Source organism: Haloferax sp. S1W (genome assembly GCF_044593955.1).
Classification (GTDB): domain Archaea; phylum Halobacteriota; class Halobacteria; order Halobacteriales; family Haloferacaceae; genus Haloferax.
Map to the genome: position 1 here is coordinate 125,005 of NZ_CP172597.1, position 24,001 is coordinate 149,005.

At 54.5% G+C, this 24,001-nt stretch carries 18 protein-coding genes, 1 pseudogene and 1 CRISPR repeat array; of the genes and pseudogenes, 8 read left to right on the forward strand and 11 right to left on the reverse strand.

Annotated features, from left to right (window positions below):
- Positions 1 to 176: 176 nt before the first annotated feature.
- Both ACH9L7_RS18390 and ACH9L7_RS18395 read right to left on the reverse strand, forming a co-directional pair.
- Complete coding sequence (locus ACH9L7_RS18390) at positions 177 to 1,625, reverse strand: aldehyde dehydrogenase family protein (protein WP_396613654.1); 1,449 nt, start codon at positions 1,623 to 1,625, stop codon at positions 177 to 179.
- A gap of 103 nt (positions 1,626 to 1,728) precedes the next feature.
- Complete coding sequence (locus ACH9L7_RS18395; RefSeq protein WP_396613655.1) at positions 1,729 to 2,496, reverse strand: IclR family transcriptional regulator; 768 nt, start codon at positions 2,494 to 2,496, stop codon at positions 1,729 to 1,731.
- Between the two features lie 327 nt (positions 2,497 to 2,823).
- Here ACH9L7_RS18395 and ACH9L7_RS18400 point away from each other — a divergent pair, with 327 nt between their 5' ends.
- The 3 genes from ACH9L7_RS18400 to ACH9L7_RS18410 are packed head-to-tail and all read left to right on the forward strand — an operon-like array spanning position 2,824 to position 6,073.
- Positions 2,824 to 3,936 carry an amidohydrolase family protein gene (locus ACH9L7_RS18400; RefSeq protein WP_396613656.1) on the forward strand — a complete coding sequence of 371 codons (1,113 nt, stop codon included), beginning with the start codon at positions 2,824 to 2,826 and terminating at the stop codon, positions 3,934 to 3,936.
- A 2-nt stretch (positions 3,937 to 3,938) separates the two neighbouring features.
- Positions 3,939 to 4,436, forward strand: a complete 498-nt coding sequence (locus tag ACH9L7_RS18405) for a Rieske (2Fe-2S) protein (protein WP_396613657.1) — start codon at positions 3,939 to 3,941, stop codon at positions 4,434 to 4,436.
- A complete protein-coding gene (locus tag ACH9L7_RS18410; protein ID WP_396613658.1) occupies positions 4,436 to 6,073 on the forward strand; it encodes a BCCT family transporter in 1,638 nt (545 codons plus the stop codon). Before ACH9L7_RS18405 ends, ACH9L7_RS18410 begins: the two co-directional genes overlap by 1 nt.
- 72 nt (positions 6,074 to 6,145) lie before the next feature.
- On the opposite strand, the gene ACH9L7_RS18415 is transcribed toward ACH9L7_RS18410, so the two are convergent.
- Together ACH9L7_RS18415 and ACH9L7_RS18420 are read right to left on the reverse strand one after the other, a co-directional pair.
- Positions 6,146 to 6,592, reverse strand: coding sequence for a universal stress protein (locus ACH9L7_RS18415; RefSeq protein ID WP_396613659.1), 447 nt, complete (start codon positions 6,590 to 6,592; stop codon positions 6,146 to 6,148).
- A 96-nt stretch (positions 6,593 to 6,688) separates the two neighbouring features.
- The gene (locus ACH9L7_RS18420; RefSeq protein ID WP_396613660.1) at positions 6,689 to 7,099 is read right to left on the reverse strand and encodes an EamA family transporter; all 411 of its coding nucleotides are present in this window, start codon (positions 7,097 to 7,099) and stop codon (positions 6,689 to 6,691) included.
- A gap of 171 nt (positions 7,100 to 7,270) precedes the next feature.
- On the opposite strand from ACH9L7_RS18420, the gene ACH9L7_RS18425 reads away from it, so the two are divergent.
- Complete coding sequence (locus ACH9L7_RS18425; protein WP_396613661.1) at positions 7,271 to 8,518, forward strand: saccharopine dehydrogenase family protein; 1,248 nt, start codon at positions 7,271 to 7,273, stop codon at positions 8,516 to 8,518.
- A gap of 361 nt (positions 8,519 to 8,879) precedes the next feature.
- On the opposite strand, the gene ACH9L7_RS18430 is transcribed toward ACH9L7_RS18425, so the two are convergent.
- Positions 8,880 to 10,508: a transposase gene (locus ACH9L7_RS18430; protein ID WP_396613662.1), complete on the reverse strand. Its 1,629-nt coding sequence runs from the start codon at positions 10,506 to 10,508 to the stop codon at positions 8,880 to 8,882.
- 107 nt (positions 10,509 to 10,615) lie between these two features.
- Here ACH9L7_RS18430 and ACH9L7_RS18435 point away from each other — a divergent pair, with 107 nt between their 5' ends.
- The gene (locus ACH9L7_RS18435; RefSeq protein ID WP_396613663.1) at positions 10,616 to 11,380 is read left to right on the forward strand and encodes an IS6 family transposase; all 765 of its coding nucleotides are present in this window, start codon (positions 10,616 to 10,618) and stop codon (positions 11,378 to 11,380) included.
- A gap of 6 nt (positions 11,381 to 11,386) precedes the next feature.
- The gene (locus ACH9L7_RS18440; protein WP_396613664.1) at positions 11,387 to 12,442 is read left to right on the forward strand and encodes a hypothetical protein; all 1,056 of its coding nucleotides are present in this window, start codon (positions 11,387 to 11,389) and stop codon (positions 12,440 to 12,442) included.
- 823 nt (positions 12,443 to 13,265) lie between these two features.
- On the opposite strand, the gene ACH9L7_RS18445 is transcribed toward ACH9L7_RS18440, so the two are convergent.
- Positions 13,266 to 13,769, reverse strand: a complete 504-nt coding sequence (locus ACH9L7_RS18445; RefSeq protein ID WP_396613665.1) for a hypothetical protein — start codon at positions 13,767 to 13,769, stop codon at positions 13,266 to 13,268.
- Between the two features lie 262 nt (positions 13,770 to 14,031).
- Between ACH9L7_RS18445 and ACH9L7_RS18450 the strand changes: the two are divergent.
- Positions 14,032 to 14,748 (forward strand): annotated as a pseudogene (locus ACH9L7_RS18450) (transposase); the annotation flags it as partial.
- A 772-nt stretch (positions 14,749 to 15,520) separates the two neighbouring features.
- Positions 15,521 to 16,276 carry an alpha/beta fold hydrolase gene (locus ACH9L7_RS18455; RefSeq protein ID WP_396613666.1) on the forward strand — a complete coding sequence of 252 codons (756 nt, stop codon included), beginning with the start codon at positions 15,521 to 15,523 and terminating at the stop codon, positions 16,274 to 16,276.
- A gap of 403 nt (positions 16,277 to 16,679) precedes the next feature.
- A CRISPR array of direct repeats spans positions 16,680 to 18,688; the repeat unit is 30 nt; unit sequence GCTTCAACCCAACTAGGGTTCGTCTGTAAC.
- A gap of 98 nt (positions 18,689 to 18,786) precedes the next feature.
- Here the strand turns inward: ACH9L7_RS18455 and cas2 are convergent.
- From cas2 to cas5b, 5 genes are read right to left on the reverse strand one after another with little or no spacing between them, the layout of a single operon-like run.
- Positions 18,787 to 19,050 carry a CRISPR-associated endonuclease Cas2 gene (gene cas2 / locus ACH9L7_RS18460; RefSeq protein ID WP_396613667.1) on the reverse strand — a complete coding sequence of 88 codons (264 nt, stop codon included), beginning with the start codon at positions 19,048 to 19,050 and terminating at the stop codon, positions 18,787 to 18,789.
- Positions 19,051 to 19,053: 3 nt separating this feature from the next.
- Positions 19,054 to 20,046, reverse strand: a complete 993-nt coding sequence (gene cas1b, locus ACH9L7_RS18465) for a type I-B CRISPR-associated endonuclease Cas1b (RefSeq protein ID WP_396613668.1) — start codon at positions 20,044 to 20,046, stop codon at positions 19,054 to 19,056.
- Between the two features lies 1 nt (position 20,047).
- A complete protein-coding gene (gene cas4, locus ACH9L7_RS18470; protein WP_396613669.1) occupies positions 20,048 to 20,602 on the reverse strand; it encodes a CRISPR-associated protein Cas4 in 555 nt (184 codons plus the stop codon).
- A complete protein-coding gene (locus tag ACH9L7_RS18475) occupies positions 20,599 to 23,193 on the reverse strand; it encodes a CRISPR-associated endonuclease Cas3'' (RefSeq protein WP_396613670.1) in 2,595 nt (864 codons plus the stop codon). The genes cas4 and ACH9L7_RS18475 overlap by 4 nt, the downstream gene beginning before the upstream one ends.
- Before the next feature lies 1 nt (position 23,194).
- Complete coding sequence (gene cas5b, locus ACH9L7_RS18480) at positions 23,195 to 24,001, reverse strand: type I-B CRISPR-associated protein Cas5b (protein ID WP_396613671.1); 807 nt, start codon at positions 23,999 to 24,001, stop codon at positions 23,195 to 23,197.

Here is a 24,001-nt window from a genome sequence, read left to right on the forward strand (position 1 = left end):
AGAACGGTTATCGACGGGGTCAGATGATACCAGGCGAGTTCTGGGACGAGACTTCGAGTGACGCAATCAACCAGTGTACCAGTAGGACAGTCGAGACGTAAACGAAGAGGACAGTCGCAGGAGGATGCGAGTAATCGAGAAAGAAAAGTTGCGGGGCGTGAACAGGTGGTCTCGGCTCAGTAGTTGAGATACACCGTCTTCGAAGTCGTGAAGAAGTCGATTCCTGCATCGCCCTGTTCGCGGTACGTCTCGTTCGACGAGGCTTTCATTCCGCCGAAGGGCACGTGCAGTTCGAGACCGGTCGTCTTCTCGTTGACCTTGACGACACCGGCTTCGACATCGTCGACGAACTGCTGTGCTTCGCTGAGGTTCTCCGTGACAATGCTCGCAGACAGTCCATACCGGGTGTCGTTGGCGAGTTCGACTGCTTCGTCGTAGGAACTCACTGGGATAACGCCGACGACCGGACCGAAAATCTCCTCCTGGGCGATTCGCATGTCCGTATCTACGTCGGAGAAGACGGTTGGTTCGACGAAGTACCCCGACTCGTGACGGGCCTCTGTCGGGACCGAGCCGCCGGTTTCGAGGGTCGCACCTTCAGCCTCACCGACTTCGATGTAATCCAGCGTGCCTTCGAGTTCAGATTCGCTCACGTGCGGTCCCACATCGTAGCCGTCGAGGGCAGGTCCGATACTGAGGTCCTCCGCAGCAGCCACGAGTTCGTTGACGAACTCGTCGTAGATGTCCTCGTGGACGATAGCCCGAGAGGTCGCCGTACACGCCTGTCCAGTCCCGCCGAAGGCACCGGCGGAGACGATTTCCGCGGCGGTATCGACGTCCGCACTCGGCATGACGACGGTCGGATTCTTTCCGCCCATTTCGAGTTGGACGCGCTTTCCTTCTACCGCCGCGGTTTCGCCGACGTGTTGGCCGACGACCGTACTTCCGGTAAAGGAGATTGCGTCAACATCGTCGCTCATCGTGAGGGTTTGTCCGACCTCGCTTCCGGGGCCGGTGATGAGGTTGAGAACGCCATCTGGGAGTCCAGCCTCGTCTAGACACTTCGCGACCTGATGAGCGACAATGGGTGCCTGCGAAGCAGGCTTGAGAACGACGGTGTTCCCGGTGACGAGCGCCGGTGCGAGCTTCCACGTTGGGATAGCGATGGGGTAGTTCCACGGCGTGATGAGACCGACCGTCCCCAAGGGTTCGACTCTCGTTTCGAGACGCGTATCGGTCGAACTCGACGACTTGATGGTTCCACCGAGATCGAGCGCCTTCTCGGCGTAGTAGTACAGGATTCCGACCGCTCGGGCGACTTCGCCGGATGCCTCGGCAAGCGCCTTCCCCTCCTCGCGGGACAGCATCTCGGCGGTTGCTTCGGCCTGTTCTTCGAGGCGAGACGCCGCACGCCGGAGAATCGCTCCACGCTCTGGGGCGGGTGTCTCCGCCCACTCCTCTTGGGCAGCAACCGCAGCCTCGATGGCTGCTTCAGTGTCTGCTGCCGTCGACTTCGGGAACTCGCCGACGACCTCAGTCGGGTCCGCCGGATTCCGAACCTCGAACGTTTCACCTGATTCCGAGTCCGTCCACTGGCCATTACAGTAGTTATCGAACGCTGGCATGTGCTCGGAACAACAGGGTTCTAATTGTAATAGTTATTGGTAAGCACAATTTCTGAGGGTGAAAACGAGCCCGTCAGTCGAGAAAATCAGATTTCGTGTCCGTTCAGCGGGCGTTGTAGTTGAGTTCGATGATGTTGACCGACGAGAGCAGTTTGTCTTCGAGTTCAGCTTCGACCTCCGGTTCGTTCATTCGGTGGGCCGGACCGGAGACGCTCAGTCCGCCGAGGACAACCCCATCTTCGTCCATGATGGGTGCCGAAATCGTGTGCATCCCGGTGTTGTACTCACCGCGCTCGAAGCTGACACCCCGTTCGCGAACCGCTTCGAGTTCCTCGTACAGCTCGTCTCTGTCGGTGATGGTCTTATCGGTGCGCGCGGGCAGGCCGTGTTTATCGAGGATAGCTTCGACCCGCTCTTCTGGGTAGTTCGCCAACATCGCCTTTCCCGCCCCCGAGAGGTGCATGTAGAAGTACGAGCCCGGATGCCAGTCGTACTTGATGCTCTCGTTGCTCTGGACGACATCGAGGGCGACGCACATTCCGTCTTCTTCGACGCACAGCGTCACGCTCTCACTGCTCGACTCTTCTGCGAGGCGCTGGACCACCGGTCTGGCGACCTGATACAGCGGAATGCGTTCTCTGATTCGGCCGCCGAGTTCGAGATACCGGAGTCCGAGTTCGTACTTGCCGTCCGTGCGGACCACGCATCCCAACTGCGTAAGCGTACTCAGGTAGTCGTGAACGACACTCTGCGGGCGGTCGATTCGGTCTGCGACCTCTGTCACGCCGACCGTCCCCGCCTCGTCTAACGCGCCGACTACCTCGTCCATCGTCAACAGCGCCTTCACCGGCCTGTTCGCGTCGTCGGTCATACTCGCACCCATGGTGGGGTGTCACAAATATATTCGGAACTATCGAATTGTCTGTCTCTCTGCATGTTTGACACGGAGCGACTCACTCAGGGGTCAACAGCTGGCAATACCGGAATCAGCTGTGACCGGAGAACCATGAGTGTGGTTAACATTCGCAAATTTGGATTCGGTAACTCCGAATCGGAGAGAGGGTCTTTAAGTATTCGACGAGTGTTCGAATATGTTGAATCGGCCAAATTTCTCGTCAGGGAGGCCCATACCGTCCGTCCTCGATTTTGGGGCGACATCAAGATTTATATAATAAACCATGTAATACAGGGACGAACCATGGTAAGGAGTAACCAGGCTCAGTCCGTCGGCACGGACCGAGACTCGACGACCTTGTTGATTGATGCAGACATCCATCAGCGATGGGCCGACGACGAGGCCATCGTCAAGTACCTTCCAGAACGGTACCAGGACGATGGCATCGTCGCACCAGAGCTTCTCTACCGTAACCCGGGCGGGTTTCTGAGACAAGACGAAATCCCAGAAAACGGAGGCAAACCGGGTTCTGACATCGACAAAATCGTCACAGATCATCTCGACAAACACGACATCGACTACGGGATGTTCACTGGTAACTCGTGGTTCAATCTCGCTGCACTCCCCAACCGTGACTACGCTCACGAGTTGGCACGTGCGCACAACGAATGGCTGGTCAACGAGTGTCTCACGGCTGACGACCGCTTCCTCGGTTCGATGTACGTCGCGCCGAAAGCACCCGAGAAAGGTGCTGAACTCATCCGTGAGTACGGAGACCACCCGCAGATTCGCCAAGTGATGCTTCCCGGCGGGGCGGAAGTGCCCTACGGCCGCCCGCAGTACTGGCCGTTGTACGAAGCCGCGGAGGAGATGAATCTCGCAATCGCGATTCACCCCTTCTCCGAAGGACATGGAACAAGTAACCCACCGACGGGTGCCGGTCATCCCAATTCGTACATCGAGTGGCACACGCTCCTCGGGACGTACTACATGGGTCAACTCGCGAGTATCGTCACGGAAGGCGTCTTCGTCGAGTACCCAGACCTCCGCTTGGCGCTCATCGAAGGCGGATACGGCTGGCTGCCCCACTTCATGTGGCGACTCGACAAGAACTGGAAGGGCCTACGCTCGCAGGTGCCGTGGTTAGAAGAAAAACCGAGCCACTACATCCGGAAGAACGTCTGGTTCGCGAGCCAGCCTATCGAGGAGCCTGAAAACCCCGAACATCACGACCAGATACTCGACATGATGCACGCCGACGAAATCCTCATCTTCGCGAGCGATTACCCCCACTGGGACGGTGACGACCCGATGTGGGGACTCCCGCCGATGGACGAGGAGATGGAACGCGCCGTCATGTTCGAAAACGCGATGGAACTCTGGGACCTCCCTGCCGACCCTGCGGAGCTGAACTAACGATGACCAAGAAACGATTCGAAATCTGTCCAACGCACGAACTGACGCCCGGCGAGCGCCGTATCGAGACGCTCGATGGGTTCTCCATCGGCATCTTCAACGTCGACGGAGAGTACTACGCGATGAAGAACGACTGCCCACACCAGCGCGCACCACTCTGTGAGGGGAAACTGACGGGAACGAACACGTCGGACACCCCCGGCGAGTACAACTGGGAACGCGACGGGCAAATCGTGACCTGTCCGTGGCACGGCTGGGAGTTCGACGTGACCTCCGGCGAGTCGGTGTTTAATCCACATCGCGTGAAAGCGAAGACGTTCGAAGCGACCGTCGAAAGCCCAGCGTCCTCGGACGGCGGCAACGCCTCGACCGACAACCTCGATGTCGCTCCGGACGGTGGGAGTTGCGGCGGATGCAGTCACCAGTTGGAAGGTGACGAGCCACCGGTCGAAACGTACGATGTCGAAGTCGAAAACGGAGTCGTGGTGGTGTACGTCTAATGTCGGGTGAACGCCAATCGTTCCTCGGGGCTTTCCGCGAGGAAACCGACAACGTCGTCTTCGGAGTCGGCGCACTGCTGACGATTCTCGCAATCGGTGCGATTGCGGTTCGACCGACGGTGACGGCTGAGGCACTCACCGCCGCCAACACGTTCCTCTGGAAGGAACTCGGCTGGTTGTACCTCTGGGCGATGTTCCTGGCCGTCGCATTCTGCCTGTGGCTCATCGTCGGACCGTGGGGGAAGATAAAGCTCGGCAGCCCCGACGAGGACCCCGAGTTTACGTTCTTCCAGTTCTTCGCAATGCTGTTCTCAGCGGGGCTGTCGACCGGTCTCGTGTTCTACGGGCCAGCAGAGGCACTCTTCCACTACGCGTCGGGACCACCGTTCCTGTCGGCGAGTGCAGAGACCGGTTCGATAATTCCCGGTGCGGTCCAGTACACGATGCTCCACTGGGGCATCTCCCCGTGGTCAGCATACCTGACTGTCGGCGTCACCATCGCGTACTACGTCCACCGGCGTGACGCCCCAATCAAGCCCTCGACCATCTTCGCGCCCTTCATCGGCGTCACCAACCTCGACAAAGACTGGGTGAAATTCCTCGACATCGGGATGGTCGTCGTGAGCGTTGGCGGCGTCGCCGTGTCGCTCGGATTCGTCGTCACGCAGTTCATGACCGGCCTCTCATACAACTGGGGGCTGCAGTTCGGTGACCTGGGAACCCTGCTCATCACTGTCGGGTTGACCGTTGGCTTCACCGCCTCGGCAGCGCTCGGGGTCAAGAAGGGTATCCAGCGCGTGTCGTCGTTCAACATGTACCTCTTTGCGGCCCTGCTCGCGGTGGCGTTCATCTTCGGTCCCACCGCGTTCCTGCTCAACCTCGGGTCGGAAGCCTTCGGTGGCTACGTCACCCAGTTCATCGAGATGAGCCTCTACTCGAACGCCGAAAACGGGTCGGCGTGGGTCGGCGCGTGGACCGTGTTCTACTGGGCGTGGTGGTTCTCGTTCGCACCGATGATTGGCATCTTCATCGCCCGTATCTGCCGTGGTCGGACGATTCGCCAAATCGTGTTCGCCGGCCTCGCCGGGACGAGTGCGGCCTCCTTCCCGTGGTTCGTCGTCATGGGTGGGTCGTCCCTGTGGGCGCAAAACAACGGCCGGGTTGACATCCTGGGAGTCGTCTCCGAGTACGGCATCGAAGTCGCCGGGTTCCCCCTGTTCGAACACATCATGCCGTTCGGGCAGTTGTTCTCGGCGCTCTACCTGCTGTTGGTGCTGACGTTCCTCATCACCACCGTGGACTCGACGACGCTCAGCCTCGCGATGTTCACCACCGGTGGTGACGCGAACCCCCCGACTGCGAACCGAATCGCGTGGGGTGTGCTCGTCGGCCTCCTCACGTCGCTCCTCCTGATTACGGGCGGCCTCGGCGCGCTGAAGGACCTCGTCGTCCTCGTTGGGCTTCCAATCGCCATCGTCGTCGGCCTCTGTATCGTCGGCCTCACGATGGAGTTCGAACAACGGCACCCCGTCTTGTTCACCGAGCGGTACCGCTCAGAGGACAGTGACGAGGAACCACAGAGCGTCAGTCTCGCTGACTACCTATCGGCACGGAGAACTGAGAGTTCGAGCGATTGAACCGTCGAACGTTCGTCTCGTTTCGAATTCGGTACGTCGAATCCATTCGGTCAGTTCGTCCGCGTCCCCGCCTTACTGACTGTCAGTTGGAACGTTGAGTACCGGCACGGATGCACTGAGCATCACTCGTTGCGTGACGCTTCCGAACAGCGCCTTTCCGGTTGGCGTTCGTCTTCTCCCGCCGATGACGATGTACCGAGCGTCGATTTCGTCGGCATAGGACGTGATTTCGTCCGCAGGGTCGCCGACTCGGACGACGCTCTCGATTGCTGCTTCGTCGTGTTCGACTCGCTCGGCGACCACGGCGTTCCGGACGATATCTTCACCAGCGCGTTTGACTTCGTAGTTATCGGTGAACGCCTGTCCTTCGACTTCCTTTTCGAGGATATCTACGAGGTCGGCTCGCCGGAGCACGTACAGTGCGTGAAGCGGTTCGCCGAGGTCCGCTGCGAGGGACGAGGCGTACGAGAGGACCGTCGGTGCTCTGTCCGAGTCGTCGACTGCGGCTACGACTGTCATACCTCGTATAGGAATTCGAGGCACCAAATGTCCTTGGGAGGGGGAGGGTAGCTTCCGAGAGACGAGACGAGTTGAATCAAGACGAGCGTCCGCGACTCACTGCGCCAGCAGAACCACCGCACCGACCGCGAGCGCAATCCCTGCAATCTTGACCTGACCGAGCGATTCGTCGAGGAAGACGACGGCGAGAAGCGTCGTTCCAAGGAGGTACATCCCGCTGATGCTCGTCGCGACTGCTGCCGACCCTTGGCTGAGAGCGATGTAGTACGTAATCGTTCCCAACCCGAGTAGAAGGCCGCCAGCGAGGGCGAGACCGATTCCCCGAGTGGTGGCGACGACCGGTCCGCCACGCCAGAGGAGGTAGCCAGCAGCGGCAGTGAGTCCAGCGACGTAGGTGTAGATGACTGCCTGTTCGGCCGGAATCGTTCGCGTCGCCAGTTTGGCCAAGAACGCCCATCCGGCGTACAGTGCCATCGCTGCGAACGCAAAGAGCGCTGTCTTCGACATGGTATGTGTACGTCCAACACGTCTCAGGGTGGTACTATAGCTTCTTTGGACACCACCAGGCGTCAGCGAAAACGTACGATTCACCGGGGTACAACCCAAAATATAGCCGCGTGCAGGTACTGTGATATCCCATAGAATTAAGGTGGTTAATCATGTTTGTTCGGCCGTAATATGAGTGGCAAGACCGTTGTCCTCGGCGGGTCAGGAGCGATGACCTCGGCCTGCGTATACGACCTGTACAAGACAAGCGACTTCGACGAAATCGTCGTCGCGGACGCCGACGAAGAGAACTCCAAGCGGCTCGTCGAACTCATCGACGACGACCGCGTGACGTTCGAACCAGTCGATGCAACCAGCACGGAAGACATCGTACGCGTACTCGACGGTGCTGAGTACGTGGTAAACGGCCTTCCGTACCAGTTCGAAGAGAACGTACTCGACGCGATTGTCGAGGTGGGAGACCTCCTCGGCGTCGACCTGAACGCCTTCGATTTCGACGAGGTGCTCGGTCGGTCCGACGAGTTCGAAGCGGCGGGGTGCTCGCTGTGGTTCGCCAACGGCGGCCTCGTGAGTACCATCGCCCTCGGGATGGTCGGGTGCGATGAGTTCGACGACGTCGAAGACGTGAACTTCTACTGGGGCATGTGGCGGTTGCTCACCCAGACGACGCCCGGACTCACAGACACCGTCACCTACGAACACGACCCGAACGTGGACGAACGCGCCCGTTGGGAAGACGGCGAGGTTATCAACGACCTGCCGCCGTTCTCGCAAAAGCGGACCTTCGAGTTCCCGGAGCCAATCGGCGAACAGGAGACGTACGTCATCTCCCATCCCGAACCGATTACGTTCCCGAAGGCCCCGATTGCGCAGGAAAAGAACGTTGACCGCATCATCACGCGGGGTATCTGGCACGAAGAGTGGACCGAGTACGAGCGGACCCTGCACGCGATGGACGCCTTCGACGCGGACCCAATCGAGGTCGAAGGCGGCGAAGTCGACCCGCTCGAAGTAGCGCAGTCACAGGTCAAGCGTGCCGGTCAAAAGCGGGACGCCGAATGGCTGCCTCCAGAGGAGTTGTCGACCGAAACGGAGTGGACACCGCAGACTATCCTCTCGTCGGAAGTGACCGGTACGAACGCCGGGGAGGACGGGACTGCCATCTACCACTTCGCACAGCCCTTCCCGTTCTTCGATGGCAACGATATCTCGATGATGCGGGAGTACGGCTGCTACGTCGGCGTCCCGCTCTCGGTGACGCTCCAACTCATGGCTGACGGTGCCGTGGAGAAGGACGGTATCTTCGTCACCGAGACCAGCGGCCTCGACGCCGACCAGTACTTCGAAGAGATGGAGTCGCGCGGGTTCGAGTTGACCCAAGAGCAAGCGCCGACTCGACTGACTTCGACGACGACGTAATCAACGATAGCCGCGGACCGATAGGCGTACCAGCGCTGTGAGACGCGCTCGTGGCGTGTGCGCCCTCGGCGAGTGACAACGATGCCGGTGCGACTGTCCCAACGCTCGCGTTCTCGGCACGTGTCGCATTTTGATGAATTGTATGTCACTATATCCAACAGTGTCCGTCATCTGACACAGTTTCGGAGTTTGGGTGATTTTAGCGTTGATTTGCCACTGGGTTAGTCTAGATTGCAGGGAAAGTGGGCTAGAAAAGTTATTCAGATCGGCTAATTCTCCGTAATTGTCAGAAACCAATCCAAATATTCCGTCTAGAGATAGCGCCACCGCTCACGAGGGGCAAGCCGGAGTGTTCGTTCACTTAGTCCGGCGGAAGCAGCGCCGAAGAAACCAACTCGACACACTCTCCAGCCGTAATGACTGGTGCGTAGTCCATCTCACCGTCAGCACCAGCTTTCAACAGAAAGTCAGTGAGCCGCCAGATATTGTACAAGAGAACTGCGAACACGAAGTAGAACAATCGAACTCGATAATCTTTCGAGGAAGTCTTCGCGAGGAAATCATGCTTGATGCTCTTGTACTCGTTTTCGATCTGCCAGCGGCTACTGTATCGACGACAGAACGCTTCAGCCTCAACTGGCGTAACACGAGCATTCGTTGCGAAGACAGTCGTTCCATCCGACTTCGTCGACGGGACGTACAGAAACTGCATCGCGTGCGAACCCTGTTCGACGTGGACAGATGCTGACTCAACGGCGACCTCTTGCTCGTCTTGCTCTATCTGCTCAATCGCTTTCCGCTCTGAGTTGGTGATTCGCTTGGGAATCAAATAGTTCACGCCAAGGTTCGAGAGGGTCTGAAACACCCTCATCGAATCGAATTCGCGGTCACACAGTACCATCTCGATAGGGACATGCTCCTTTGCTTGGCGAACCAGCCGCCGGACAATCCGATGCATTCGATTCGACGGGTTGTTGTCCCATGTTGAGCTTTCACGAACTGGTTCGACAGCCAATACGAGTGGGACATTTTGGCCGACAATCGAGAGCGTGGCAAACTTGAACGCACGTCCTTCACCGTCTTTCGTCCCGCTGACCATCGTCATTCCTTTAACATCACCGAAGTAGGGCACTGTGGTAATGTCAAGTTCGACAGTCACTGGCCGCCGAAACGAGACTTCAGACTCGATTACTGAGAGTAGCCGGTTGGTAGCGATGTTGAACCCATCGAGGAATGATTCGCTATCGAACTGTTTGACTGCCCGGAGGTGCGTATCACCGTGTGGGCCGTATTCTTTGCCACGTCGGTACTGAAACCGTGCTGCGCCTTGGGCAGTCCCGCAGCCAACCATCCCCATGAACGTCTGTAACTCGAAAAATCGACAGTCATCGTACGACGAGTTCTCTGCCCGACCAGAGTCAAATGGTGTGAAGCAGTGTTCACGCGCAAGACGAGTCGTACGAAAGATCTCCTTCTCGTCGAACGTAGTTCTCTGTTCTTCTATATTTTCGGACTCTTCTGAACCACATTCTTTCGGATCGATGACTTCGTGCTTAGGACGTACTCCGGCAACAGATGGGCCGAATTCGTGGATGTTTTTAACGAGCAGGTGTGCGCCCCGCTTGACAAACTCACGAGTGGCGTCGTCGAAGCGATTACGCCATGTTCTCGACAAAACTGACACATCAGGAATACAGTCGAGACCACACGCTGAGTCGAGTTCCTGATGCTCAGAGAGTTTCCGATAGCTGTCTCCAGTGATTTCGCGGTAGAAGAAGAGTTTGAGTATCCCGTGAAATGGATACGATGATGGGTGCCACTCAGGATAGCCGTCTTCAAGCGTCTTGACCCGAATTTTAAGTTCTTCGAACGCTTCAAGTAGTGACTTGCCGAACCGGAGGTGTTCCCGAAGATCGAGACCAACAAGAAAAGCATCGGTCATTCGAGCAGCACTGGCTCCCATACGACCGATATTTTCAACGCTCCTCATCAATACCTCGACAAGCGATAGTTCGAGCTATCTAGACAGTGCCCAGAATATGGCACTGTCTAGTTAAGTCAGTTTGAGAAGCGAGCAGGTCGTTGAGTTAATTTGGGATGAAGCTCGCAGACCTGCTCAGCGAGTGCTTTGAGACGGATTTAGAAGAAACTTGGGAGCGTGAGCGGACGGCGACACCCGTCAGGGTGTTCGCCGTCCAGCTCCACGCGACCGGATGTTCGCTTAGAGAGACAAAAGAAATTCTTCGATTACTCGGCGTTGAACGGTCTCATCAAGCTGTTTGGCAGTGGGTACATCGACTGGCTGACAGCGGTCACAACCCGCCTGAGGCGAAGCCGAAGCGGGTTGCAGTCGACGAAACCGCTGTCAAAATCAATGGCGAGTGGTCTTGGTTGTACGCTGCAATAGACATCGAGACAAAGCTGATTCTCGATGTCGAGTTGTTTGGACGACATGGTACCGATCCGGCTGCTGCGTTTCTCCACCGACTTTTCGAGAAACACGATCTCTCAGAGGCTGTGTTTCTGGTTGATGGCTACGGCTATCAGACTGCTCTCTCTCGATCAGGATTGAGCGGTTGGCTTGACTACGTCGAGAGAAACCTATCGAAAAGTGGTTTCATACCCTCAAAATGCGAGTCGACCGCTTCCATAATTCGTGGGTCGACAGTCATGGAGGTGGCCACGAGTTGTTCATCCAATTTACGTAATACTATAACTGCTACTGACCGAATCAAGTGCTTGATGGATGAACGCCAGTTGGGGAAGTCACTAGCTAGACAGTGCGATATATCAAACCCATTTAAAATTAGTCGAATGCGTGTAGAAAATATAAAAATTTATTATACTGGATTATGTTTTTGAAACTGGATGTTCGATAGAACAGACATTCCAGATAGTTGTAATAGACGGACTGCCCTCAAATCTACCGGAACTCTCATTGCAGCCTGTGCAGGCTCGGGTGTTGTGAGTGCACGCAAAAAGAACAAAGACAAATCCGTCCGACTGAGCGGAACTTACGAAAATCCCATTCCTCTGGGGAGGATTAAAGCCGCTCAAAAAAAGAACACCTACAAGTGGATGGGAATTAAGCGTAATAAGAACATTAAACCTTCTGTAGTTCCTAACTTGTCGGAAGGAGAACGAGTTGTTGATTACCGTCTTCTATATCGAGACGGTAGTATCCAAGAGCATATTGGGACAGCTACTGATCCAGCCACAGTTGAAGGAGCGAAGTCGGATGGTGAAGAGTTCCAAGCCCAAGTTGAAAACACAGATACGATTGGTATTCAACAAGCTAGCAGCGCAAGTATTGATATTTCAGGGTGGGACTGGGACTACTTCAGTAGATATAATGCTAGAAACAAGCCCGCTGGAAAGATCACAATAGGAAGTCACTGGACTGGAAAAGAAGACGCTCCTGACAACGGTGACTTCGGGTATGCTATTGCCACAGAGTATGGGCAAACGCCAGGAACTGATGTCAATGACTGGGGCGACAGTGCCTCATATTGGCACAACTACGATGCTCGTGTGAGAAATAAGTGGGATTCTGGGGACTTCGATATAACTGGGTATACATATGGCCCTAAGAATACTGCTGGTTCATACACCTACGGATTCAGCGCAGGTTACTCGGCTGACTCAGGACCTTCCATGGGTGTGAACTTCTCAACGGAGGTAGAGGGAGGTTGTAAAGATCACTCTGAATATGATCGTCCGCTAGCTGATCACACGTATAAGGTAACCGACAAAGTCACCGATAAGACTCTATCAATGACTCCTGCGTCTTCTGCCTATATCGATAAGAATGACATTGATTCTTCTGACCAGACTCTAACACGGGTTGTTGGAGAAGGGGAATTCACCGACTACCCCGCTTACGTCACAGAGTCGGCTACAAAAACAATTCGGTACACTATCTAGTCAGATCTACGGAAAACAATCTTTTGAGTAGTGTCACTGTCTAGCTAACCCTCTGCGCTGGCGTTCGATTGTCGAGTGATTGATGCGATCGCTAAAGCCATAATGATTTTATCTGACTGACTGCAAAAATCTGAGGGACTGGGTGGAAAGCCCGTATGGCTGTCGATTCGGTTCAATTCATCCATGACAAGAGCGACCATGCACTACATTGGAATGGATACTTATGACCGCTACTTCCAGGTAGCGGTCATGGAAAATGACGGAACACTCTTTGAAGAATTCCGACTCGACATCGACGTAACGTTCGTCAAGCCGCGAAAGCTCAGATCATTGCCGAGGCTAAAGTCAAAACTGGTCGCGTCAATGCGAAGATGCTCGCACATCTTCTCCGGCTGACCTCCTTGCGAAAGTTACATCTCACGGATATGCATGAAGGTAAGCCCGAAGACAGTGCGGCGACAAGAGGGCCTAGTCGGAAGCCCCCACCCCATCGGGGGCGGCGGCTTCGCCTCGCCCACCAACAGCATTTTTACCCAACGTAACCGGTTTGTTCGTAAATCAAAAAATTTTCGACATGAACTATCTCCGATTTCCCGCTTCATCTTCCAAGTTCTAACGGCCGAAATTGATACTGTCTACCGATTCACCAGAGCCAAATATTCATCTCATCCGTCGCAGGATTATTTATGGTAATTGGGCTCTGTTGAAATTCTTGAGTATTGACTGCAGAGAGTCACTCTTTCCACTCGTTTCCGGGAACCCTGCTAGAAACTCGTCCTCAGCAAATCGTCAGAGGTGAAGAGCATTTCAAGAAATCCGCTAATTACCTATTTGGTCCTTTTTCAGTTGACGATGTCGCGAACCCGGACTCTGTTCTGGATACGTATCCTTCTAACTCCCCATTATGATATATATTAACTTTGTATGGGGATTCATCGCTAATTGAAAGTTCAATATTATAGAGCAATCCAAAGTCACAGTCAGATGATTCCGCACCCTCAGAAGATTTCACCGTTAAATTATACAGAGGTCTTCCATCATCCTTTGATACTCTGTTCAGCTCTGCGGAGAGGTTAGCGTCCTGGGTATTTACTGGGATCACATACTGGATAGTAACCTTTCGACCATTTTCTTGAGGTTCACTTGCAGCAGTCTCCGGAAGTGTATCATGTCCTCCAGTATTATTCAAACAAGCCTTGTCTTTTATCTCAACAGATTCGATTGTAACCTGTGTCTGTTTAGGGTCTTGAAGATCATATGAGACACCTGCAACAGCGATCCCAACAATGAGCGTAGCACTAACAGCCAGTAACCAAATTCGCTTCATATTTCTTAATTTCATTTCACGTAGGAATACTTTATGGCGGCACTGTCTAGTTAAGCAGATTCAATCAAGTGAGTCGCTCTCGGTGACGACCTCAATCGCCCACTGAGTGCCTGTTCGTCTCGATACGGAGAGCGTTGTTCCCGCTCGAAACCCGTCGAGCCGGATTCCGAATTCACCAATTCACACAGACCGTCTCACGTGGGCGAAATAGACAGTACGTTGAGTTGTAAGTCATCGAGACCACCATATCTGAATTGGGATCTCGTTTCGGTGGCCAGTGACTGTCGCGGTCGACATTACCACGATCTCGATAGTCGGCCAGAATGTCCCGCTCGTCTTGACCGTCGAACCAGTTCGTGATAGTTCAAAGTAGAACGACAACCCGCCGAATCGATTTTACCGTTTAGTTCGTCAAGCAAAGGAACACGTCCCTATCGAGATGGTACTCTGTGACCGCGAATTCGCCTCGATTCGAGTGTTTTGGATGCTCTCGAACCTCGGGGTGAAATACCAAATTCCCAAGCGGATCACCAATTTAGATCACAAAGCGATTGGGCAGATGGAGGAAGACGACCAAGGGGTCGCCGTCAAGTCAGCGTCTGTCCATGTCGAACAGGGATCACACGCAGTGCAGTCTCTCTACGTTTCCTCGACGAAGTCGGATGGAACGACTGTCTTTGCGACGAATGCTCGTGTCACACCAGAGGAAGCCGAAGCGTTCTGTCGGCGCTATAGTAACCGCTGGCAGATTGAAAACGAGTACAAATCGATCAAACACGATTTCTTGGCGAAGACCTCCTCAAAGGATTATCGAGTTCGGTTATTCTACTTCGTTTTCGCTGTGCTTCTCTACAATATTTGGCGACTCACTGATTTCCTGCTGAAAGCTGGGACTGGTGATGAGATGGACTACGCGCCTGTAATAACCGCTGGAGAATGCGTCGAGTTGGTTTCTTCGGCGCTGCTTCCGCCGGACTAAGTGAATGAGCAAACTGGCTTGCCTCTCGTGAGTGGTCACGCTGTCTGTTGGGGAAATATATCCGCTAGTTTCTGGCAATCACATAGAACTACCTTGTGTGGTCGGTGTTTCAACCCTGAATAACTCGTAGTCTAGTCGTATTGCCCGACGAAACGGCGCTAAAATTGCCTATCCTCCGAAACTGTGGTGCCTCACAACCTCGGAGGATGGAACTGTTGCGTGTCTTCTGTTCAATCACTACAACGATGGAATAGGAGCAGTCTGTCGATTTTGATTTTATATCACTCAGAAAACCTTTTTGAATTCTCTCACCGTGCTAAATTCGAAAACCGCGATACTAGAGCCTAATCAGACTCAAATGGTACGAAAATAAGGCACGCAACACTGCCATCCTCCGAAACTGTGATCTGAGAGGGTGGAGGACATCAGTAGTTCGTGTGCTTATTCGCGGATGTTCGTGTTCGTTCTGGCTATTGGTAAGCAAAGAAATCGCTGCAACCTCGTACGCCATACGCAAGAGTAAAATCGAGAGACAGAACGTCGACGCTGAGGGTGCCGCCAGTCCAGACACACAGACGTACGCAGTCGTTTGAAGCGACCACTTTCACCCCACTAGGATTACGTATTTGAGTGGAGAATTCGTTGACAATAGTACAGACAAGTAATCAATGAACGCCAATATCTTCAACTCTAATAGACTCTCACCGACTCCGATGTTCGACTCGGAGAAACTCGGCCACGTCCGATACCTAACCGAGCAATGAATCGAGATGTGCCAGAACAGGGCGGTAGCGTTGATAGTGAGGTGTCGTTCGTACTCGTTCCTGGTGCGTGGCTTGGGGGATGGTGTTGGAAACATCTCACGCCCCTCCTCAGCGAAGAAGGGCACGAGATATACACCCCGACACTGACGGGCCTTGGCGAACGAGTACACCTCGCTCGTCCTGACACCGACCTCGAAACACACGTTCGTGACATTGTGAACGTCCTTGAGTACGAAGATCTTGAGGATGTTGTCCTTGTTGGCCACAGCTACGCAGGATTGGTGGTTTTGGGGGTGGCCGAGAAGGTCCCGGAGCGACTCGCACACGTCGTCTACCTCGACGCGCTGGTCCCGATGGACGACGGCCCCGTCTCAGCCGCTGACTTCTATCCACCGGAGGAGTGGAAAATGATGGAGAAAACCGCGGAAGGCAACAACGGCGGGTGGCCACTGCCAGACGACCACCCGGGCTGGGTCGGTATCTCGGACGAGGACACAACGTGGATGCGAAAAAAGGCAACACCCCATCCATTGAATACGTTCAAACAGGCAGTGACCGCTGAGAACCCGGACACGACAAAAATCCCACACTCATACATTCTTTGTCAACACAACGGAATGGATGATGGCGTTTTAGAGATGGTTCGACAGCTCTGTAACGAGCGAGCGTGGGATTTGTACGAACTAGAAACCGGTCACTGGCCGATGGTATCGGAACCTGAGAGACTTGCCCAACACCTGCTTGACGTTCCAAAGACCGTCTGAATAGGACGAAAACGGCTCGGTCCTGTCGGTGACCGTCGGCGGTACAGTGTCCACTGAGCACCGGTCGTTCTCACGCTGTCTCGAGATGAGACTGCGGTCGGAGCATCGACCTGAACCACGCGTGAAAAATTCGACGACAACACTGTGGTCAGTGTCAGTCATCGTTTGAGACAACCATAGCTCGGAGCCTGTCGTGAACACGGGGAAGACTAAACTACGAACTCGACCACCCCGTGTTACAGGAACTCACTTTGGGTCGATTCGTCCAACGTGCCTCGTCGGCACGCAATTGACACTTCTGCACGGAGGGTTATAATTTTATTCATCTATATTTTATATTAGACGTGTCTAATTCTCGGGGGGCCAGGATTTTTATGGGAAACTCAGGGCTAAAACCCCGCTCGCTTCAACCCAACTAGGGTTCGTCTGTAACACCCGTAGCCGCCGGTCGAGGACGACTCGTCGTCCGGGCTTCAACCCAACTAGGGTTCGTCTGTAACGATTCGGAATCAACTTCAACCTTCTCCATGTGATTGCTTCAACCCAACTAGGGTTCGTCTGTAACACAACGTCAATCCCTTGGATGGCACTCCCATCGCCAGCTTCAACCCAACTAGGGTTCGTCTGTAACATTCGTGCAAGCAGTCACGCTCGACGAATACGAGGAGGCTTCAACCCAACTAGGGTTCGTCTGTAACACGACATCTCAGACGCCGGCGACAAACTCGAGTACTGCTTCAACCCAACTAGGGTTCGTCTGTAACGTCTACTAACACCACCATCGACGCAGTCCGCCAGCAGCTTCAACCCAACTAGGGTTCGTCTGTAACAAGGTTCGAGGTGCCACTACCAGCAACGATTTCGGCTTCAACCCAACTAGGGTTCGTCTGTAACCATCGGGACATAATTGTGGTACGTGGGCGCGATGGCGCTTCAACCCAACTAGGGTTCGTCTGTAACCGGTCAGCGCGAAGGCTAACCGAGCCACCCACTCGGTGCTTCAACCCAACTAGGGTTCGTCTGTAACTATTGCCGCCGGAACTCCAGGGGTTCGACTAATGGCTTCAACCCAACTAGGGTTCGTCTGTAACAGGCTCAGGCACACATGCCATTCAAAATCGATCCAGCTTCAACCCAACTAGGGTTCGTCTGTAACCGCGGGCACATCGATTTCGAGCACGTCCGACCGACCGGGCTTCAACCCAACTAGGGTTCGTCTGTAACCACGGCCCTGTAGGAGTTGCAGAGCGCCTGAGAGTTGGCTTCAACCCAACTAGGGTTCGTCTGTAACTCAATCGTGACGTCCACCGTGTCAGTCGTGTCCGTGGCTTCAACCCAACTAGGGTTCGTCTGTAACTATAGTTCGCACACCGAGATTGAGCGCTATCTGACGGCTTCAACCCAACTAGGGTTCGTCTGTAACACGCGGTTAGTTCCGAAGTCGAATGTCCAAATGGTGCTTCAACCCAACTAGGGTTCGTCTGTAACGTTCATGGTCGATAGTATCCAAGGCACCCAAGCAGTGCTTCAACCCAACTAGGGTTCGTCTGTAACCCGGTAGCGGCGGAGGTTCTCGGCTGAAAGGTTGCTTCAACCCAACTAGGGTTCGTCTGTAACCGCATATTCAGGTCTGGCGTTCAAAGGTCGCCTTCTATGGGCAGCTTCAACCCAACTAGGGTTCGTCTGTAACAACGCAGACACAAACTACGTTGACGTCGATTACGAGGCTTCAACCCAACTAGGGTTCGTCTGTAACTCGGCGAATTGGCCGCCGAAGGGCTACCGGACGAGTTGCTTCAACCCAACTAGGGTTCGTCTGTAACCACGCTGACAAAGCAGCTTAGACTAGAGTTAGACAGGCTTCAACCCAACTAGGGTTCGTCTGTAACTTGTGTTCTCAAACCCCGACGGCATTGCGGGAGAGGCTTCAACCCAACTAGGGTTCGTCTGTAACGACTGCAAATGACGAGGTTGTCATGACGCAGTCTGCTTCAACCCAACTAGGGTTCGTCTGTAACACGGGGTTTGTCCATATGGACCGAGACGGGTGGGAGCTTCAACCCAACTAGGGTTCGTCTGTAACGACTGTCAGGCTCATCACGACGAGTACCATCACGTCGCTTCAACCCAACTAGGGTTCGTCTGTAACCTCTGGCGTATCTCCGGACGAGCCAACGGACTGCTCGCTTCAACCCAACTAGGGTTCGTCTGTAACGATATGCCCCACATAACCAACGCTGAGGGATTCTTGCTTCAACCCAACTAGGGTTCGTCTGTAACGAGTGCCGCTTCCACGTTTGACCTTCGTTTCCACGCGCTTCAACCCAACTAGGGTTCGTCTGTAACCACAGCCACTCTCTACCGCAATGGCACAGAGATTGAGCTTCAACCCAACTAGGGTTCGTCTGTAACCATGGCTAATGTGAGTGCCACAGCGACTCTACAGGCCGTTGGCACTCAAGTGTTTCCGTCGACCCCCAATACCCCTGAACCCCCCGGGGGGTCGACTGCTACAGAAACCGTGACTCGTCAGTTGGGTCATCCCCAACAACCGTTCGGTCCACATACTTCTCGGAGCCAACGCGATAGATGATAGTCGACTCGTCTGGTTTCAATGTCGTCTGTACATGGTTTCGTATCGTTTCGAGGTCACCTTCCGTCACCTCTCCCTCGAAGACTGAGTTCTGAACGTGAGTGAGATACCGTCGGAGAAAGTTGAGCATCAGCCTCGTCCGGTCAGCCTGCATATCGTACACAACGATGATGTAGACCACGAGTCACCACCACCGTTTGAAGGGAACGTACTCCTCACCAGTGAGAAGGTGTTTTTTCAGTTTGTACGCCTCAATCCTGAGCAGATATTGATAGCTGACGTTCCGGTTCAATTCGGGGTGCTCAACAGTCTGTTCGAGCGTCTCCTCGAACGCTTTCGAGAACGTTTTCCGGCCGCTTGTTGTCAGCAAGCAAGAATTAAGGTCCGTCTCAAAATCGTCCGGGGTGAGTTGCTGCCTATTGAGGAGGCGGAAGATAACACGGTCTGCGAGCAGTGGTTTGAACAAGTCGGCAATATCCAGTGCGAGTGAATAGCGACGCTCACCCGGTTCGTGAAGGAAACTTACTGCGGGGTCGAGTGCTGTCGCCCGAATTCCGGAGACGACGTTCGCGTAAACGAGTGAATTTCCGAAGGAGATGAGACTGTTCACTTCGTTAGTCGGCGGGTTGTACTGCCGACCGTTGAAAACGAACCCATCCGGAAGAATGCTATCAAACGTCGAATAATAGGCGCGTCGGGCAGTTGCTTCGACGCCCATACTCTCTTCGATAGTTTCTGTTTCGGTAAGACGGTCGGATGCGTCGTCCAGTGCTGTCAATTCCGCACCGAACTCGTGACCACGCGAGTTGTAATACGAAACGTTAGCCCGCATGTTGTGGATGCTACCGTCGACGAACTTTCGCGCGATAGAGATTCGGTGCTCCGGTGAATCGTACGCGCGAACTTGTTCAACGAGCGTCCGGCCCGACGTTTGCCCGCGTTTCGGCATCACCGACCCGGCGTAGTAGTCCTTCCAGCCGAAGACGTGGAGTGCAGTCCCGTGCTTGTTGAGAAACGAAACGAGTCGCGTATTGTACTCGATTTGACCGTGGAGGTAGATCGCTTCCGCCTTCTCGATTGGAAGGTACTTCGTTTCGTCTCCGTGTGTCACGAGACGGACAGTGTCGTTGTGTCGTTCGAGACTTCCATCACTGAATATGTGGTAGTTCCGGTCCATGTTAACAACTCCAACAGAAGTCGTGGTAAGCACACGAGTTGCAGACTGGCTTCTCCGATGCAGGCGGTGGTGATTCCCTCATAATGATGTCGTACACACCGCGAATCGCTTCTTCGACCTCCTGTTCCGCCTCGGCAGTCAGTTCAACGTCTTCTCGCTTGCGCTCTGTTGGGTGGGCAAGAACGCCGGATTTCTCTACACCAGCGACGTGTTTCAGATACCACAGATAGTAGCGTAACTGGAGTTTTGCAGGTTCGACAAGTGCAGAAGATGGCTTGACTTCCATCACACGACCGTCATCCAAGACATCGATCGCAATCGTACTGTCAATCGAGACGTGCCGTCGCTTCTCGCTGTACGCAGTCTCGTCAACGTGCGTCCCGCGAACAATCGCTTTATTCCCGCGGTCGATTTCGATGTGGCGACTATGAAACCAAAGTTCGCGCTCACAGACGACGTAATACTGCATCATAACACCAGTAACTCGAAATGAGTCGTCCTGAGAATCATCTCTCGCAGACCGGAGGAGTAGTTCAACCGGGTCAACAGCAGTCATAGGAAGCGGTCCTCGACTGTGGTGTCCGTAACAACGAATCCAGTGGTCTGGTCGAAATATCGTTCAAATGCTGCTGACCCTGCCTCTAGTACGCGAATCGAACGCTGTTCATCGTCCCCTGCAAGCGGTCGGAGGTTGGTGACTGCCTCCGCCTCGGGCGAGCCATCCCGATAAATTGGGATCGAAACCCGAAGTGGCTTCGTTTCAGCGAGGAGTCGCTTTACCTCCTCAAACTCGTAGTTACCGTACGCAGTCTGGAGTGACTCGACGAGTGCTCGGTCAGCCTCGGTGACACAGATGAGAACATCGACGCTTTTCGTCTGCGTTATCAGCGAGAGACGGCCCAGTTCGTCTGCATCAGCGACATCGACGTATTCCTGGTACTCGTCTTTCCCGACGTTCTTCTCTCGGTGGAGTTTGTCGTAGTACTGCTTCACTGCCGTCCGAGCGACTGACCGACCAGCTAACTGTGTCTCGTTATCCCGAACACTATCGAGTACTGAAGCAGTGACCGGAGTGAGTGCTGGGCCTCGAATGTCGTAGACCGCAACCGCAGGCGTGTGTTTCTGCTCGGCCGGTTGCGCAAGCCACCATACCGTCACATCCCCGTGTTCCCGCTCGAAAGAGCGATTACAGCGACCAGCAGCCTGAACAATGCTGTCAACTGGTGCAAGGTCACGATAGACGTTTTCGAAGCTAATGTCTACCCCTGCTTCGACGAGTTGGGTCGTAACTGCAACAACCGGAACGCCACGAGTACGGAGTTGTTTGATACATCGTATCAGAGCGAGTCTATCTGCCGGTCGCAACCGCGTCGAAAGATGGACAATCGCCCGCGTTCCGGACTGTCTAACCAGTTGGATAGCCTTCTCGACTGGGTTGGAAGCGCCGGACGTGAGTGCCGCAAAATACTTCTCAGTGAGGTTGACCGCCTGAATTCGGTCGGAGACTTCCTCGGTCAGCGTCCGTGCGCTGTCAATCGTATTGCAGATAGCCAGAATAGACTCGTCAGACCCAGCCACAGTCGCAAGCTCAGCCGCCGCCTCATCGTATTCGAACGGTTGGTCTTCACCACGAAGAAATCGGTCGACTGATTCGTGAAGATGATACTGAACGCGCTCTGCGACCGAAAAATACCGTTCAGTGTCCGACACGAGTGACATCGAATCCTGAAATAGTTCGGGTTGTGTCGCCGTCATCGAAATGACGGTCGCATCGTACTGCTCGGTGAGGATTCCAACGAGGCGTGGAACGAGCTTCCACCAATTTAGTGGCAACGACTGGGGTTCATCGAGTACGACAACACTGCCGCGAAGCGCTGGGACTTTCATCGACTGCGTATTTCTCGGTCCAGCCAAACTTTCGAACAGTTGAACGAACGTAGTTATTGTCAGGCCTGCCCGCCAACTCTCCCCGAGCATCCCCGCGATGTCGTCGTTTAAGTCGGAGGCGTCGTCGTCCCCGTTACGATAGTCGAAACGAGTCTCAGAAAGATGGTGGTGGAGTGCGAGAACCCCATCAGTTCCATCCGTATCAAAAATATCCTGAACTTCTGCACCCACCTGGTCGATAATACTCGTAAACGGGAGTGCGTACACGACACGGTCGCCGCCAGTTTGGTCACGGATTTTTAGTGCAGCATTTAGGCCGGTGAGCGTCTTTCCCATTCCGGTCGGTAACGTAATCGTCGCAACTGACGATTCACTCTCGACGAACTCCGAAACCGAGCTTAATACGTCTTGTCGAGCAGCCGAACGGAACTTGTTGAGGCGTTCTGTTCGTGACTCACACGAGTCGGAATCTGTGTCCTCGAGGTTGTCGATATACTGCGTTAGGTCCGCTGTTTCTGGACTCGTGGCATCGTAGACCGAACTCGTTCGAGGAGCACCAGCGGCACTCGTCTTATCGGCGAGAACTAACGTCCCCCAACATTCCAACATGAAACCGTAGAATTCGTCAGTGAGGAACGTCGGCTCCGTTATCCGACGCTCCCCGTCGTTCGTAATGTGACCCGCAATTTCTGTGAACAGTGACTCGTCGTTCACACAGGACTTCGCAAAGTCTGTCCACGCGTTCTCGTCCCCTGTTGCTTCCTCGAAGAGTGCTGCGGCAAGCTTCGGTGCGTTGGCGTGGATATCCCGAACCTGGTGTTTCTCCGCCCTCCATTTCTCCGGGTCGGGGCTTGCCATCCGTTTAAACATGTAGTCGACGACATTCGGGAGTTTTCCGTGATGTTTCGCAACAGCGACGAAGCCTGTGAGACAGGTTGCTGTCGAGTGGCCTGTCTCACGGAGAACGTAGTACGCAGCTACTGAACCAAGTGGTGCATGGTAGCGTAATTTATCATGTGTCGGCTCTCCCGGCTGCTCACCGATGTACTGTTGAAAGAAGGTCGTCGCTTTGCCAAAGTCGTGGACGAGGGCGAGACGCTGAATGACACCGCTGAGCGAGTCTCCATCTGGTGTAGTTGTCTTTTCTGGAACAATCATATCGACACGGTCCCGGACATCCCGGAGGTGGTCGATGAGTAGTACACCGGGGGTACCGTTCTCAGCAGGGTGCGACAAGCGGCGTTCGTAGGTATCGGTCATCTCAAACAAACATCACCGTGTTTCCATCGACGATGTTCGTATCCGGGTTTCGTACCTGAACCGGTCCTGCGTCCGGGTTGTACGCATACGTTGTGAAGTCAGTCGTAATTCGACCGCCTCCATCGGCTACCATGAAGGCGGGCGAGTCCTCAATTTGACACCGAGCGTCCGCGTCTGGGATGACACTATCAACCGCATTAGGAACAGCAGAATCGACGGGGACGACGGTATCAGTTGGTCCGGCCTCTACTTCGAACCGACCGTGGTACGTGATTTCCGCGAGATACTCGGAGAGCCCGAGGCTCGGAACATAGTGGGATTTACCCGCAGACAGCATCTCGTGAAGTGTTTCGGACCAGTCGGAGCTACGTAGCCAAACGTAGAGGCGGTACGCCGGGTCGACGAGCACTTCGTAGTTGTGTTGTTGCCGTGGTTTCGTCGGGTCCGGTAGCTTGATGCTGATTTTCCCATGGGAGTTCAGCGATGTCATCGACTCGTCCGCAGTCGACAGTGTGTTTGCTGGCATATTTACCGTCCGAAGCGGTGCAACGGGTTGGATAGAAATAGCCGAGTTCTCCGGGGCAAACAGCTCATAGTACCCGTCTCTCTCGATACCGAGCACCGCCGCAAGCAATCCCGCGACAGTCGTCCGTGGAATAATCCGGTATGTCTGTTTGACGACATTCCCCTCGATACGGCGGAAGTGCCCCCACGGACCACGAACCGTTAGCGAGAGACATTCTGGTGGCCCCTCCCCTTCGTATTCGTCTCGGGAGTCATCCCACTCGGTGAGTCTCTGTTGGGTCAC

Coding starts and splice junctions, on each gene's coding strand:
- ACH9L7_RS18390 (WP_396613654.1), bottom strand. CDS start 1,625: ATGCCAGCGTTCGATAACTACTGTAATGGCCAGTGGACGGACTCGGAA.
- ACH9L7_RS18395 (WP_396613655.1), bottom strand. CDS start 2,496: ATGACCGACGACGCGAACAGGCCGGTGAAGGCGCTGTTGACGATGGAC.
- ACH9L7_RS18400 (WP_396613656.1), top strand. CDS start 2,824: ATGGTAAGGAGTAACCAGGCTCAGTCCGTCGGCACGGACCGAGACTCG.
- ACH9L7_RS18405 (WP_396613657.1), top strand. CDS start 3,939: ATGACCAAGAAACGATTCGAAATCTGTCCAACGCACGAACTGACGCCC.
- ACH9L7_RS18410 (WP_396613658.1), top strand. CDS start 4,436: ATGTCGGGTGAACGCCAATCGTTCCTCGGGGCTTTCCGCGAGGAAACC.
- ACH9L7_RS18415 (WP_396613659.1), bottom strand. CDS start 6,592: ATGACAGTCGTAGCCGCAGTCGACGACTCGGACAGAGCACCGACGGTC.
- ACH9L7_RS18420 (WP_396613660.1), bottom strand. CDS start 7,099: ATGTCGAAGACAGCGCTCTTTGCGTTCGCAGCGATGGCACTGTACGCC.
- ACH9L7_RS18425 (WP_396613661.1), top strand. CDS start 7,271: ATGAGTGGCAAGACCGTTGTCCTCGGCGGGTCAGGAGCGATGACCTCG.
- ACH9L7_RS18430 (WP_396613662.1), bottom strand. CDS start 10,508: ATGAGGAGCGTTGAAAATATCGGTCGTATGGGAGCCAGTGCTGCTCGA.
- ACH9L7_RS18435 (WP_396613663.1), top strand. CDS start 10,616: ATGAAGCTCGCAGACCTGCTCAGCGAGTGCTTTGAGACGGATTTAGAA.
- ACH9L7_RS18440 (WP_396613664.1), top strand. CDS start 11,387: ATGTTCGATAGAACAGACATTCCAGATAGTTGTAATAGACGGACTGCC.
- ACH9L7_RS18445 (WP_396613665.1), bottom strand. CDS start 13,769: ATGAAGCGAATTTGGTTACTGGCTGTTAGTGCTACGCTCATTGTTGGG.
- cas1b (WP_396613668.1), bottom strand. CDS start 20,046: ATGGACCGGAACTACCACATATTCAGTGATGGAAGTCTCGAACGACAC.
- cas4 (WP_396613669.1), bottom strand. CDS start 20,602: ATGACTGCTGTTGACCCGGTTGAACTACTCCTCCGGTCTGCGAGAGAT.
- ACH9L7_RS18475 (WP_396613670.1), bottom strand. CDS start 23,193: ATGACCGATACCTACGAACGCCGCTTGTCGCACCCTGCTGAGAACGGT.